The organism is Streptomyces sp. NPDC048111 (assembly GCF_043202815.1).
GTDB lineage: Bacteria > Actinomycetota > Actinomycetes > Streptomycetales > Streptomycetaceae > Streptomyces.
The window spans coordinates 58,154-71,459 of the sequence record NZ_JBIDBD010000004.1 but is presented as its reverse complement, the minus strand read 5'-3'; the positions used below and the strand labels follow the sequence as shown (position 1 = coordinate 71,459).

Sequence of the window (13,306 nt, the reverse complement as noted above, 5' to 3'; positions counted from 1 at the left end):
CCCGCGCTCCGGTCGAGCACCTGTCCGGACTCCATCCGGCGTAGGGGCCCGCGGGATCCGGGCGGGCTCAGACCGTCCAGGCCGCGTCGAGCCGGACGACGTCGCCGCTCAGGGCGGCGACATCGGTCTCGGTCTCGGCCCGCAGCGCGAGCCGCTCCAGGCGCTCGGCCCGGTACTTTCCGCGTTCCGCGGCCGCCTGCCACAGCGAGAGCACCAGGAACTCGTGGCCGGGCGCCTCGGCGAAGACGCCGCCCAGCATGCCCGGTGAGCCCGCCATCGCCGGGTTCCACACCCGCTGCTGCATCAGCGCGAAGTGCTCGACCCGCTCCTCGTGCACGGTGCAGTGCGCGACCCGGGCGACGTCCGCCTCCGCGAAGCGGGGCTCGAAGCCGGTCTTCACGTCGAAGCGGTGGTCGAAGAGCCTGACCTCGATGTCCTTGTACGTGCCGGACTGCGCGGCGGCCAGCCGCTCGTGCGCCCGCGCCATGAACGAGTCGTAGAAGGCGCGGCTCTCCCAGAACGCGAAGACGTGGGCCACGTCCGGCCGCCGCCGGCTCCAGCCGCCGCCCTGCCCGCGGAAACCGGGCTCGCCCAGTAACCCCGCCCACGCCCGCTGTCCCCGCTCGAAACCGCGGCGGTCCACCACGGTGCAGCGAATCCACTTGACCAGCACCGCGCCATCGTACGGCGCGGCGCCGCGCCCCGGCCGGGCTCCGGCACAGTACGTCCGCGAATGTGCCCGGCACCTCGCACCCCCGTTCCTCACGGGTACGCAAGAACGGCTCGGCGCGACTCCAACTCCCGTATCCGGACGCCCCGTTGGAAGGCCGGCGGGTGCACCCCGCGGGTCCGGTTCTCGGCACGCGGGGCACACCGCGTGACAGCATGGAGGCTCGCGGGGGGCGACGGACCTGGGGAGGGCTTGGACATGAGCGGTATCGGCAAGGGGCTCGGCACGGTCGAGGTGGCGCTGCGGTGGGACCCGAGCCCGCTCGGCTCCCCCGCCCACGACCTGGACCTGCTGGCGGCGGTCTACACGGCGTCCGACCCGGCCGGGCCGCCCGCCCACTGGGTGTCCTTCGAGCGCCGCTCGCCCGACGGCACGGTCTTCCTCGACCGCGACAGCCGCACCGGCCAGGGCCTCGGCTACGACGAGGTGATGAAGCTCGACCTCGGCCGGATGGCGGAGCGCCACGTCCGGGTGCTGGTCGGCGTGGTGCTCCAACAGGGCGCCGGGCGGCTGGTGTTCGGCGATGTGGCGGGCACGGGCGTACGCGTCCGCGAGGACCGCACCGAACTGTCCCGCCACGGCCTCGCCGAGGTCGCCGACGCCCGGGCCGCGACGGTGGCCGAGTTCACCCGCGACCCGTCCGGTGCCTGGCGCTTCCAGCCCGTACTGCGCGGCTACGACCTGGACCCGGACGCCTTCCTCGCGACGATGGGCGCGGACGGGGCGTCCTGAGCCCCTTGCCGTGACCGGGAACGGGTCGTGACTGAGGACGAGTCGTGACCGGGAGCGGGTCACGGCCGGGGCGCGATTCGTGACCGGGAACGAAGAACGAAGAGGGCGCCGACCGGTGGTCGGCGCCCTCTCAGGTGCCCGTGGGCGGCGTCCTCAGCCGCGGGTGATCAGTGGCGGACGCCTGCCGGGGTCAGCTGCAGCCGCTCGTGGAGCCGCAGCCCTCGCAGATGTAGCAGGAGCCGGCGCGCTGCATCTTCGTACCGCAGGAGAAGCAGAGCGGGGCGTCGGCGCTGACGCCGAGCTGCATCTCGACCAGCTCGGCCGAGTTGTGCGCGACCCGGGGGGCCTCAACCGCGACCGGCTTCGGGGCGGCGACGGCCTTCAGGGGCTCGCTCTGGCGCGGGGCCGACTGGGCCAGGCTCTCGACGTCCAGCTCGTCGTCCTCCAGGGCCGGCTCGTACGAACCGGTGTCCAGGTGGCGCTGGCGCTCCTCGGCGGAGTGGATGCCGAGGGCGGAGCGGGTCTCGAACGGGAGGAAGTCGAGCGCCAGGCGGCGGAAGATGTAGTCGACGATCGACTGCGCCATCCGCACGTCCGGGTCGTCCGTCATGCCGGCCGGCTCGAAGCGCATGTTGGTGAACTTCGAGACGTAGGTCTCCAGCGGCACGCCGTACTGGAGGCCGACCGAGACGGCGATGGAGAAGGCGTCCATCATGCCCGCGAGGGTGGAACCCTGCTTGGACATCTTCAGGAAGACCTCGCCCAGACCGTCGTCCGGGTAGGAGTTGGCCGTCATGTAGCCCTCGGCGCCGCCGACCGTGAACGAGGTGGTGATCCCCGGGCGGCCCTTGGGCAGGCGCTTGCGGACCGGACGGTACTCGACGACCTTCTCGACCGCGGTGCGGATGGTGTCCTCGGCCTTGGCGGTGACCGCCTCCTTCTCCTTCTCCTTGGTCTTCGCGGAGAGGGGCTGGCCGACCTTGCAGTTGTCGCGGTAGATGGCGAGCGCCTTGACGCCCATCTTCCAGGCCTCGAAGTAGACCTCTTCGACGTCCTCGACCGTGGCGGTCTCGGGCAGGTTGACCGTCTTGGACAGGGCGCCCGAGATCCACGGCTGGATGGCCGCCATCATGCGGACGTGGCCCATCGCGGAGATGGAGCGCTCGCCCATCGCGCAGTCGAAGACCTCGTAGTGCTCGGGCTTCAGGCCGGGGGCGTCGATGACGTTCCCGTTCTCGGCGATGTGGGCGACGATCGCCTCGATCGACTCCTCCTGGTAGCCGAGGCGGCGCAGCGCCTGCGGCACGGTGCCGTTGACGATCTGCATCGAGCCGCCGCCGACCAGCTTCTTGAACTTGACCAGGGCGAGGTCGGGCTCAAGGCCGGTGGTGTCGCACGACATGGCGAGGCCGATGGTGCCGGTGGGCGCGATGACCGAGGCCTGCGCGTTGCGGAAACCGTTCTTCGCGCCGAGCCGGATCACGTCCTGCCAGGCCTCGGTGGCCGCGGCCCAGATCGGGTTGTCCAGGTCGTCGACGTGGACGGCCGAGGCGTTGGCGTCGGCGTGCTGCTTCATGACGCGCTGGTGCGGCTCGGCGTTGCGGGCGTAGCCGTCGTACGCGCCGACGACCGCGGCGAGCTCGGCGGAGCGCTTGTAGGAGGTGCCGGTCATCAGGGAGGTGATGGCACCGGCGAGCGCGCGGCCGCCGTCGGAGTCGTAGGCGTGGCCCGTGGCCATCAGGAGCGCGCCGAGGTTGGCGTAGCCGATGCCCAGCTGGCGGTAGGCGCGGGTGTTCTCGCCGATCTTCTGGGTCGGGAAGTCCGCGAAGCAGATCGAGATGTCCATCGCGGTGATGACCAGCTCGACGACCTTGGCGAAGCGCTCGACCTCGAAGGACTGGTTGCCCTTGCCGTCGTCCTTGAGGAACTTCATCAGGTTCAGGGACGCGAGGTTGCAGGACGTGTTGTCCAGGTGCATGTACTCGCTGCACGGGTTCGAGCCGTTGATGCGGCCGGACTCGGGGCAGGTGTGCCAGTGGTTGATGGTGTCGTCGTACTGGATGCCCGGGTCGGCGCAGGCCCAGGCCGCCTCGGCCATCTTGCGGAAGAGCGACTTGGCGTCGACCTCCTCGATGACGTCACCGGTCATGCGGGCGCGCAGGCCGAACTTGCCGCCGGTCTCGACCGCCTTCATGAACGCGTCGTTCACCCGGACCGAGTTGTTGGCGTTCTGGTACTGGACGGACGTGATGTCGTCGCCGCCCAGGTCCATGTCGAAGCCCGCGTCGCGCAGCGCGCGGATCTTCTCCTCCTCCTTCACCTTGGTCTCGATGAAGTTCTCGATGTCGGGGTGGTCGACGTCGAGGATGACCATCTTGGCCGCGCGGCGGGTGGCGCCGCCGGACTTGATGGTGCCGGCCGAGGCGTCGGCGCCGCGCATGAAGGAGACGGGGCCCGAGGCGTTGCCGCCGGAGGAGAGGAGCTCCTTGGAGGAGCGGATGCGGGAGAGGTTCAGGCCGGCGCCGGAGCCGCCCTTGAAGATCATGCCCTCTTCCTTGTACCAGTCGAGGATCGACTCCATGGAGTCGTCGACGGCCAGGATGAAGCAGGCCGAGACCTGCTGCGGCTGGGGCGTGCCGACGTTGAACCACACCGGCGAGTTGAAGCTGAAGATCTGGTGCAGGAGGGCGTAGGCCAGCTCGTGCTCGAAGATCTCGGCGTCGGCGGGCGAGGCGAAGTACCCGTAGTCCTCGCCGGCCTTGGTGTAGGTCTTCACGATCCGGTCGATGAGCTGCTTGAGACCGGTCTCGCGCTGCGGGGTGCCGACGGCCCCGCGGAAGTACTTGCTGGTGACGATGTTGACCGCGTTCACCGACCAGAAGTCGGGGAACTCGACGCCACGCTGCTCGAAGTTGACCGAGCCGTCGCGCCAGTTGGTCATGACGACGTCACGGCGTTCCCAGGTCACCTCGTCGTACGGATGCACGCCGGGGGTGGTGTGGATGCGCTCGATGCGCAGCCCCTTGGTGGCCTTGGACCCCTTGGCTCGGGAGCCTCGTGCCGGGCCGCTCGTCGTCTCTGTCATTGCCGCCTCCCATACGCGGGCAAAAACGCCCAAAAGTGCCTGAATGTTCCCAGGGCACGGTGTGTGTCTGGTGCCACGGGCGCGGCCGAAGCGCACCCCTGGCAGGTCTGGATTGCCGCCGATCGGCGACCGCGGGCCCGCCGGGCCCCTCGGTCAGTCGGCCGCGGTGGCGGGCGCGGGGACCTCGGGGGTCCCTCCGGCCACGCACTCGTCGGGGGAATTCCCCTGAGGCTGCCGCTCGCGCAGTTCCGCGATGGCGGCCTCGAAGTCCTCAAGACTGTCGAACGCCCGGTAGACGGACGCGAAGCGCAGGTACGCGACGAGGTCGAGTTCCTGCAGGGGGCCGAGTATGGCGAGACCCACGTCGTGGGTGGTCAGCTCGGCGCTGCCGGTGGCGCGCACCGCCTCCTCGACCCGCTGGCCGAGCTTGGCGAGGGCGTCCTCGGTGACCGGCCGTCCCTGGCAGGCCTTGCGGACGCCGGAGATGACCTTGGTGCGGCTGAAGGGCTCCGTCACGCCGGAACGCTTGACCACCATGAGCGAACACGTCTCCACCGTGGTGAAGCGGCGGGAGCAGTCGGGGCACTGCCGGCGCCGGCGGATCGACGTGCCGTCGTCGGTCGTACGACTGTCGACGACCCGGCTGTCGGGGTGCCTGCAGAAGGGGCAGTGCATGGTTCCCAACCCTCCTTCACAGCACGACTGAATGGCCTCGCCAGGCCCGGAACCGGCCCTCGAAGCGACCCCAAGCATAGGCGATGGCCACGGTCTTGAAAGACCAGGGACCACAACTTCTGGGCGGCCACACTCATGCAACCACTAGATCTAGGGTTTTGCCGCGAATGCAGCCACTACCCGCGTGTCGCGGACACCGCGCCCTCGAACGGCGATTTCCGGCCGCCCGGGACATTACGGGAAGCGCGTCGCAGCGGGGGACCACGGGGTGCCGGGTGACAGACTGGCGCCGGTACGCCGTCGCCGCACGCGACACGCGGCGGCCGTCGCGAGGGTCCCCGGAAGGGAGGCCCCGGGCGCCCGCCCCGGCGGAGAAGGCTACCGTAATGAACCGAATTGCCGTTCGACGGGCCCCCGGTCGGGACTCGCACATACACCCACTCCACGGGCCGCGGAGCGCGTTCTGCGATTTTTCACTCGAACGTGTGTTTGGCGCAACCTTTCGAAAGCTACTACCGTTGTCCAGCTAGGGAGACCAATTCCGAGAGGGGCCGACGTGACCACCACCGCAGACAGTGCCACCATCACTGCCCAGGACCGCTCCCAGACCCGACTTGAGCCGGTGCATGCCATGAACGACGCAGTCACGAACCAGAGCGCGGAGGCCGCACGGCCCGCCCGCTCGCTGCCAGGCAGGCCCCCAGGGATCAGGGCGGACAGCTCCGGCCTCACGGACCGGCAGCGGCGGGTCATCGAAGTCATCCGGGACTCCGTGCAGCGGCGCGGCTACCCGCCGTCGATGCGGGAGATCGGTCAGGCCGTCGGCCTCTCCAGCACCTCGTCCGTCGCCCATCAGCTGATGGCCCTGGAGCGCAAGGGCTTCCTGCGCCGCGACCCGCACCGGCCGCGCGCGTACGAGGTCCGCGGTTCCGACCAGCCGAGCAGCCAGCCCACCGACACCGCGGGCAAGCCCGCGGCCTCGTACGTGCCGCTGGTCGGCCGGATCGCGGCCGGTGGCCCGATCCTCGCCGAGGAGTCCGTCGAGGACGTCTTCCCGCTCCCCCGCCAGCTCGTCGGCGACGGCGAACTGTTCGTCCTGAAGGTCGTGGGCGACTCCATGATCGAGGCCGCGATCTGTGACGGCGACTGGGTGACCGTCCGCCGCCAGCCGGTGGCCGAGAACGGCGACATCGTGGCCGCGATGCTGGACGGCGAAGCCACCGTCAAGCGCTTCAAGCGCGAGGACAACCACATCTGGCTGCTCCCCCACAACGCCGCCTACCAGCCGATCCCCGGCGACGAAGCGACCATCCTGGGCAAGGTCGTGGCGGTGCTCCGGCGAGTCTGACCCCTCCGCCGGCTCTGACCGGGCCCCGGGACCTCCTGCGCCGGTCCCGGGGCCCTGCCGTGTCCGGACCGCGCCCTAGGCGACCGGCACACGGGCCCGGGCGTCCTACTTGCCGTCCGCCGTGGCCGCCGCGTCGATCGCCGCGAGCGAGCGGCGGGCCTGGTTGCGGTCCGTCGTGTACCAGAAGTCGGGCAGCGAGGCCCGCAGATAGCTGCCGTAGCGGGCGTTGGCCAGCCGGGGGTCGAGCACCGCGACCACGCCACGGTCGCCGGTCGCCCGGACCAGCCGGCCGGCGCCCTGGGCCATCAGGAGCGCGGCATGGGTGGCGGCCACCGCCATGAAGCCATTGCCGCCGCCCTCCTCGACCGCCTTCTGGCGGGCGCTCATCAGCGGGTCGTCCGGGCGCGGGAACGGGATGCGGTCCATGACCACCAGCTGACAGCTCGGCCCCGGCACGTCCACGCCCTGCCACAGCGAGAGCGTGCCGAACAGACAGGTCTTCGGGTCGGCGGCGAACGACTTGATCAGCTCGCCCAGCGTCTCCTCGCCCTGCAGCAGGATCGGGTTGTCGAGGCGGCCGCGCAGCTCCTCGGCGGCGGCCTGGGCGGCCCGCATCGAGGAGAAGAGCCCGAGGGTGCGCCCGCCGGCCGCCTCCACCAGCTCCGCCAGCTCGTCCATCATGTCGCCGCGCGAACCCTCGCGGCCGGGGGTGGCCAGGTGCTTGGCGACGTAGAGGATGCCCTGCCTGGGGTAGTCGAACGGCGAGCCGACGTCCAGGCCCTTCCACTGCGGGACGTCCTCGCCGCCGGTGCCCTCCGGCGACAGGCCGAGCGAGGCGCCCACCCCGTTGAAGTCGCCGCCCAGCTTGAGGGTGGCCGAGGTCAGCACCACCGAGCGGTCGGTGAACAGCTTCTCCCTGAGCAGGCCGGACACCGACAGGGGGGCCACCCGCAGCGACGCGCCGAAGCGGTCGTGGCGCTCGTACCAGACCACGTCCCACTCGGAGCCGTTGGTGATGCGCTCGGCCACGCCGTGCACCGTCTCCAGCATGGCGAGGGCCTGCTTGCGCACCGCGTCCTCGTCCTGGACGGACTTGTCGCGCGTCGAGCCGAGCGCCGAGATCACCTCGCGGGCCGCGTCGCGCAGCGCCATCAGCGCGTACCCGAGGTCCTCCGGGATCTGCTCCAGGCGGCCCGGCAGGGCGAGCTCCATGACCCGCTCGAAACCCTCGGAGGCCGTCTGGAGCTGGTCGGCGACCTTCTCGTTGACCAGCTTGGCGCTGCGCCGCACCGCCCGGCCGACCTGGCCGGGGGTGAGCTCGCCGGTCGCCACGCCGGTGACCCGGGAGACCAGCTCGTGGGCCTCGTCGACGATCAGCACCTCGTGCTGCGGCAGGACCGGGGCGCCCTCGATGGCGTCGATCGCGAGCAGCGCGTGATTGGTGACCACCACGTCCGACAGCTTGGCGCGCTCGCGGGCCGTCTCCGCGAAGCACTCAGCCCCGTACGCGCACTTCGTGGCGCCCAGGCACTCGCGCGAGGACACCGATACCTGGCTCCACGCCCTGTCCGAGACGCCCGGCGTCAGGTCGTCCCGGTCGCCGGTCTCCGTCTCGTCCGCCCAGTCCCGCATCCTGAGCAGGTCCTGGCCCAGTTTGCTGGTGGGGGCCGCCGCCTCGAACTGGTCGAAGAGGCCCTCCTCCTCGTCCTGCGGCGCGCCCTCGTGGAGGCGGTGCAGACACAGGTAGTTGGAACGGCCCTTGAGCATCGCGAACTGCGGGCGGCGGCGCAGCAGCGGGTGCAGCGCTTCCACCGTGCGCGGCAGGTCGCGCTCCACGAGCTGGCGCTGGAGCGCCAGCGTGGCCGTGGCGATCACGACGCGCTCCCCGTGCGCCAGGGCGGGCACCAGGTAGCCGAGGGACTTTCCGGTGCCCGTCCCGGCCTGGACCAGCAGGTGGGAGCTGTCGTCGACCGCGTCGGCGACAGCCGTGGCCATGGAGACCTGACCAGGCCGCTCCACGCCGCCGACGGCGGTGACGGCGGCGTGCAGGAGCTCGGGGAGTGATGGCTTCGTCATAGCCGGACCAGCCTAAGGCTCGCCACTGACAATCCGATCACCGCGCAGGTGACAGGGGGTTCGCCACGGTGCCGTGGACGGTGGCGTGCGGCCGCTCGGGCCGGTCGCGGTAGCCGTCGGTGTGCAGACGGTTGCGGTTCAGACAGAGCCGCTCGATGCGCGGGGCGAGCAGGTCGAACGTCTCGTGGCGTTCCTTCTCGTCCGGGAAGCGCGCCTGGTGGCGCAGTACCTCCTCGCGCACCAGGGCCCAGAACTCGGCCTCGGGTACGCCCAGTTGGTCCTCGCACAGCGGCGCGAGGAAGCGGAAGACGCCGATGAAGAGCCCCGAGTGGATGAACTGGGTGAGGAAGGAGGGCGCCTCGGTGAGCAGGATGGCGCGCACTTCGTCGGGCATCGAGTCGTGCTCGGGCAGGTGCTCGGCGCTCACGTTGATGTCGTCGACGAAGTCCTTGATCGCCAGGCGTACGGGCACGTCCTGGTCGTCGAAGACGACGATGGCGTTCTCGCCGTGCGGTGAGAAGACCGTGCCGTAGCGGTACAGGAAGTGCAGCAGCGGCGGCAGCATCGCCGCGAACAGGCGGCGCAGCCACACCCGGGGGGCGAGTCCCGAGCGGGCGACCAGCTCGGCCGTGAAGGCGCGGCCGTCGGGGTCGGTGTGCAGGAGCGCCGCGAGGGTGCGGGCCCGTTCGCCCGGGGCCAGCCTCGGCGGCAGCGGCTCGCGCCAGATGGCGCCGAGCAACTCCTTGTACTGGTAGGGCACTTCGGCGATCCGGTCGTACACGGGGTGCTCGACGGTGACCGAGGCGACCTCGCCGAGCAGGATCACCCGGCACTCGTCGCGCAGGAACGGGTCCCGTTCGCACAGGCCCTGCACCCAGGCCGTCACGGCGGGGGCGGCCACCGTCCGCTCGGTCGGCAGACCGCGCCAGACCAGGGTGTTGAGGATGGACAGCGGCAGCTTGACGGTGTGCCGCTCGGGCCGTGCCAGGTTGAGGAAGGTGCGGATGGACTGCTGGGGCAGGCGCAGGTCGCCGTCGCTGGGCAGCGGCACGATGGCGTGGTCGGCCACGGCCGGGGCGAACAGCGGGAGGATCATCTCCGTCCACTGCCAGGGGTGGACGGGCAGGTAGAGGTAGGCCGCCGGGTCGAGGCCGCGGGCCCGCAGCGCCGCCGCGAACGCCTCGCGCACCGGTGCGTCCAGCTCGCGTGCGTACAGCCGCTGCGGGGTGGCGAGGGAGGCGACGCCGCGGTAGACGGCGAGGTCGGTGCGTACCGCGATCCAGGGCAGCGCGGCCGGGGCGCGGGCCTCCGGGCTCCAGCGGGCCGCGTCGTCGGCGGAGAAGCCGAGCCGGCCCTTGTTGAGCACGAGCCAGGGGTGGCCGCTCTGGTGGCCTTCCAGCTCGGCGTAGTCGAGGTCGGCGAGCTGGGCGGCGCCGAGCGCGGTGGTGTGCAGACGGGTGTCGGCGGTGAGGGTGGCGGTGAGTTCCCGTACGAGGTGGCCGAAGGTGGCGCCGTCGACACCGAGGGTGCGGCGGGCCAGGGCCAGGAACCGGACGGGGTCGCCGAACGGCTCGGCGGCCGGTGCGGGCGGGCCGCACGGGACGGGGGCTCCCGCGCCGGGGCCGCCGGGGGCCGCCCGGCGCACCGAGGCGGGATCCACCTGCCAGCCGCCGTAGGCGCCGCGCCGGGCGAGGAAGGTCAGGGTGCTGCCGTCGTCCAGGGTGAAGCCGTACGGGCGCGGGCCCCCTTCGGCCGCCGGGCCGCCGGTCGCGGGTTGCGGCGCGGGCCGCACGATCTCCTCGTAGGCGAAGGCGCCGATCATCTTCGCCAGCAGAAGGCGCCCGGCGCGCTCCCACGCTTCGGGGTTCAGCTCCGGCGGGGCCAGCAGGGCGGGCGGGGCGTCGGGGTCCTGCATGCCGCGGGAGTCGTGGGGGAAGGCAGGGTTCGGCACGGGGACTCCTCGGGGTGGGACCGATGCGGGGACGGGGGTATGCGGAGCTGCGGGGCGTTCACAGCAGGTTCCTGAGCGCGCGGTCGCGGACCATCAGGGCGGCCCGCTTGTCGGGCAGGTCGACCTCCGCGTGGAAGCGGAAGCCGGCACCGAGGAACGCGGAGACGGAAGGGGTGTTGCGCAGGTCGGGCTCGGCGATCACCCGGGGGCAGTGCGGACGGTGGTCGAGGACCAGGTCGGCGACGGCCCGCAGCAGCGTGGTGCCGACGCCGCGCCCGCGGTCGGCGGCGCCGCCGATGAGCAGATGGACGCCGGTGTCGTGCGGCCGGGCCCGGTAGTGCCGGGCCAGCGGGTCGAGGTCGGCGCGGTAGACCTCCCAGTAGCTCATCGGTGTGCCGTCGAGGACGCCGAGGCAGGGCACGCTGCGGCCGTCCCCGTCGAGCAGGGACCGCAGATGGGCGGCGGTGACGGAGGCCGGCCCCTCTAGTTCCCAGAAGGCGGCCACGGCGGGGTCGTTCATCCACCGGGTGAGCAGGGCGAGGTCGCGTCCGGGGCGTACGGGCACGAGCCGGAAGGCGCCGAACGGGGTGGCGGCGGGGGCCCACTCCCCAGGCGAGTCGAGCAGGTCCTCGACGCGGTGGTGCGCGCGCCCGGGGCCGGCGCCCCCGGGGTGCGGGACCGGCGCGGTGGGCGGGCCCGGGTCGTCGGGCGGGTCGCGGTCCAGGGTGTCGCCGGCCGCCTCCCCCGGTCGGGGGGCGGGGCCGGCGCCGGCGTCGGTGCTCGCATCGGTGGGGGGCACGGCGACGCTCCTCTCAGCAGGGCGGACGGGTCACGATCCGTTGATGTGGAGGGGGTTGGTGAGGGTGACGTAGACGGACTGGGTGTCGACGGGGCCGACGAGTTCGTCCAGGCCCTGCACACGGGTCAGCAGGTTGGCCTTGCAGCGCAGCGTCGGGCTGTCCAGGAGGTGCGCGGGCAGGGGCGAGCCGAGGCCGGCCGCCCGGGTGAGGAACCGGCGCAGGGCGGCGAGCAGGACGCGTTCGTCGGCGAGGTGCTGGGCGCCGAACGCCCCGATGAGGCCGAGGACGTTGTTGATGCCGAGGTAGTAGGCGAAGCGCTCGTCGGTGACGTCGTCGGGCACGAAGGTGTCGCTGGTGGCGCCGATGCCGGGCAGCCGGCGCTCCAGGGCGGCGCGGTGCGAGGCGCGGAAGTAGTAGCCCTGGTTGTCGCGGTAGCGTCCGCCGGCGGGCCAGCCCTCGGGGTCGAGCAGGACGAGGGTGTTCTGCTGGTGGGCCTCCAGGGCGATGCCGGCCGTGCCGTCCAGCCAGAGCAGCGGGCGGACCACCTGGTCCAGGTAGCGCAGGAACCACTCGGCCGAGACGGCGGTGGTGGGCCGGCCGGTGCGGGCGGCGAGCCCGACGACCAGCTGGGCGAGCCGTGAGTGCATGGTGGTGCGCCCGGGCATGGGGCGCGGCGCGGTGAGCGCGGCGATGCAGACGGCGTCGTCACCGGGGGCGAACGGGTTGTGCCGGATCATCACGTCGAGCCCGGGCAGGGGTGCGCCGTCCGGGGTGTCGACGGCGAGCCAGGCGGGGTCGCGCACGATGTCGAAGCAGGGGTGCGCGGCCTGCCACTCCTCGCCGAGCCCCGCCCGCAGCAGCCGGTGGACCTCGACGCCGCGGTGGAGCTCCTTGCGGAGGTTCTCGCGCCGGGAGTTGGTGATGCGCACGCCGAGCGACAGCTTCAGCATGGCGTCGGCGCCGGGGCGGTGCACGGTGCGGACGGAGGAGGTGGGGTGCCAGTCCTCGCCGTACGGGCCGAGGTCGTGCAGGAGGCCGGCCGCCAGCAGGGCGGCGACGGCGGGGCGCTGCACCACGTCGCGCGCCTGCCAGGGGTGCAGCGGCAACGGGACGGTGCCGGGCGGGAGTTGGAGGCCCTGGGCGAACCGGTGGGCGAGCTGGACGGCGCTCACGGTGCGCCCGCCCTCGGTCCAGGCCGAGTCGCTCGCGAGCACGCCGGGTTCCACCGCCATCCAGTGCAGCGGGAAGGAGCCGTGCAACTCGGGCGAGTAGCGCCGCACTTCGGCCTCGGACAGGCCCTCGCGGCTCTTGGGTGTGGGGTGCAGGGGGTGGCCGAGGAGCAGGGACTGCTCGGCGGTGAGGAAGAGGTCGGCCGCGTCGGCCGGGGCGGGGCGGGCCCGCCGGTCGGCGATGAAGTCGGCGGTGCGGCGCACGGAGTCGGCGACGCGGCCCACCAGGTCGGCGCCCTCGCGGCTGCCCGCCTCGCGGCCGAGCAGGGCGGCGACGGTGACGGCGTCGGCGGGCGGCGCTCCGGCCGTGCCGCCGTGCAGCACGGGCGGGCCGAAGCGGTGCCAGCCGGTCGGCGACCAGTACGGCACGGGCACGAGCAGGGCGGTGCCGCTGGCGGGCAGCGGGATGCGCAGGAGCGGACCGTCGGGGGCGGGCAGGTCGTTCTCGCGGACCCAGCAGCGCAGCAGGTTCTCGACGGCGGCCGCGTCGGCCGCGGCCGCGGCGTCGGCGGCGTCGAGCGGGTCGGGGTCGCTGTGCGCGGTCAGTCGTTCGCCGTGGATCCCGGCCTTCTGGCGCGGCACCGTCGTCGGTTCGGCCACCAGCGGGCCGCGGTGGGGGCCTTCGGCGTCGGGCGCGTCGGGTGGGGGGATCGGGTTCACGGCGGTCTTCCTCGGCGGTT

The 13,306-nt window shown here is 72.5% G+C and carries 9 protein-coding genes; 2 read left to right on the top strand and 7 right to left on the bottom strand.

Annotated features, from left to right (window positions below):
• Positions 1-67: 67 nt before the first annotated feature.
• Entirely contained in the window at positions 68-673 is a 606-nt protein-coding gene (locus tag ACGF3I_RS10570) for a YdbC family protein (protein WP_393130268.1), read from the bottom strand.
• Between the two features lie 255 nt (positions 674-928).
• Here ACGF3I_RS10570 and ACGF3I_RS10565 point away from each other — a divergent pair, with 255 nt between their 5' ends.
• Entirely contained in the window at positions 929-1,462 is a 534-nt protein-coding gene (locus ACGF3I_RS10565) for a TerD family protein (RefSeq protein WP_393130267.1), read from the top strand.
• Positions 1,463-1,652: 190 nt separating this feature from the next.
• Here the strand turns inward: ACGF3I_RS10565 and ACGF3I_RS10560 are convergent, their stop codons facing one another.
• Both ACGF3I_RS10560 and nrdR read right to left on the bottom strand, forming a co-directional pair.
• The gene (locus ACGF3I_RS10560; protein WP_393130266.1) at positions 1,653-4,547 is read right to left on the bottom strand and encodes a vitamin B12-dependent ribonucleotide reductase; all 2,895 of its coding nucleotides are present in this window, start codon (positions 4,545-4,547) and stop codon (positions 1,653-1,655) included.
• A gap of 153 nt (positions 4,548-4,700) precedes the next feature.
• On the bottom strand, positions 4,701-5,222 hold the full coding sequence (gene nrdR, locus ACGF3I_RS10555; protein ID WP_393130265.1) for a transcriptional regulator NrdR: 522 nt from the start codon (positions 5,220-5,222) through the stop codon (positions 4,701-4,703).
• Positions 5,223-5,778: 556 nt separating this feature from the next.
• Here nrdR and lexA point away from each other — a divergent pair.
• On the top strand, positions 5,779-6,570 hold the full coding sequence (lexA, locus tag ACGF3I_RS10550) for a transcriptional repressor LexA (protein WP_393130264.1): 792 nt from the start codon (positions 5,779-5,781) through the stop codon (positions 6,568-6,570).
• A gap of 105 nt (positions 6,571-6,675) precedes the next feature.
• Here the strand turns inward: lexA and ACGF3I_RS10545 are convergent, their stop codons facing one another.
• The 4 genes from ACGF3I_RS10545 to ACGF3I_RS10530 form a co-directional block, all read right to left on the bottom strand.
• Positions 6,676-8,646 (bottom strand): ATP-dependent DNA helicase, encoded by a 1,971-nt coding sequence (locus ACGF3I_RS10545; RefSeq protein WP_393130263.1) that lies wholly within the window; start codon positions 8,644-8,646, stop codon positions 6,676-6,678.
• A 37-nt stretch (positions 8,647-8,683) separates the two neighbouring features.
• Positions 8,684-10,561, bottom strand: a complete 1,878-nt coding sequence (locus ACGF3I_RS10540; RefSeq protein WP_393130616.1) for an IucA/IucC family protein — start codon at positions 10,559-10,561, stop codon at positions 8,684-8,686.
• A 94-nt stretch (positions 10,562-10,655) separates the two neighbouring features.
• A complete protein-coding gene (locus tag ACGF3I_RS10535) occupies positions 10,656-11,396 on the bottom strand; it encodes a GNAT family N-acetyltransferase (protein ID WP_393130262.1) in 741 nt (246 codons plus the stop codon).
• A 30-nt stretch (positions 11,397-11,426) separates the two neighbouring features.
• Complete coding sequence (locus ACGF3I_RS10530) at positions 11,427-13,286, bottom strand: IucA/IucC family protein (RefSeq protein WP_393130261.1); 1,860 nt, start codon at positions 13,284-13,286, stop codon at positions 11,427-11,429.
• Positions 13,287-13,306: the final 20 nt, after the last annotated feature.

Bases quoted from the DNA above. Each gene is read 5' to 3' on its own strand.
- ACGF3I_RS10565 (WP_393130267.1), top strand. From the start codon at position 929: ATGAGCGGTATCGGCAAGGGGCTCGGCACGGTCGAGGTGGCGCTGCGG.
- ACGF3I_RS10560 (WP_393130266.1), bottom strand. From the start codon at position 4,547: ATGACAGAGACGACGAGCGGCCCGGCACGAGGCTCCCGAGCCAAGGGG.
- nrdR (WP_393130265.1), bottom strand. From the start codon at position 5,222: ATGCACTGCCCCTTCTGCAGGCACCCCGACAGCCGGGTCGTCGACAGT.
- ACGF3I_RS10545 (WP_393130263.1), bottom strand. From the start codon at position 8,646: ATGACGAAGCCATCACTCCCCGAGCTCCTGCACGCCGCCGTCACCGCC.
- ACGF3I_RS10540 (WP_393130616.1), bottom strand. From the start codon at position 10,561: ATGCAGGACCCCGACGCCCCGCCCGCCCTGCTGGCCCCGCCGGAGCTG.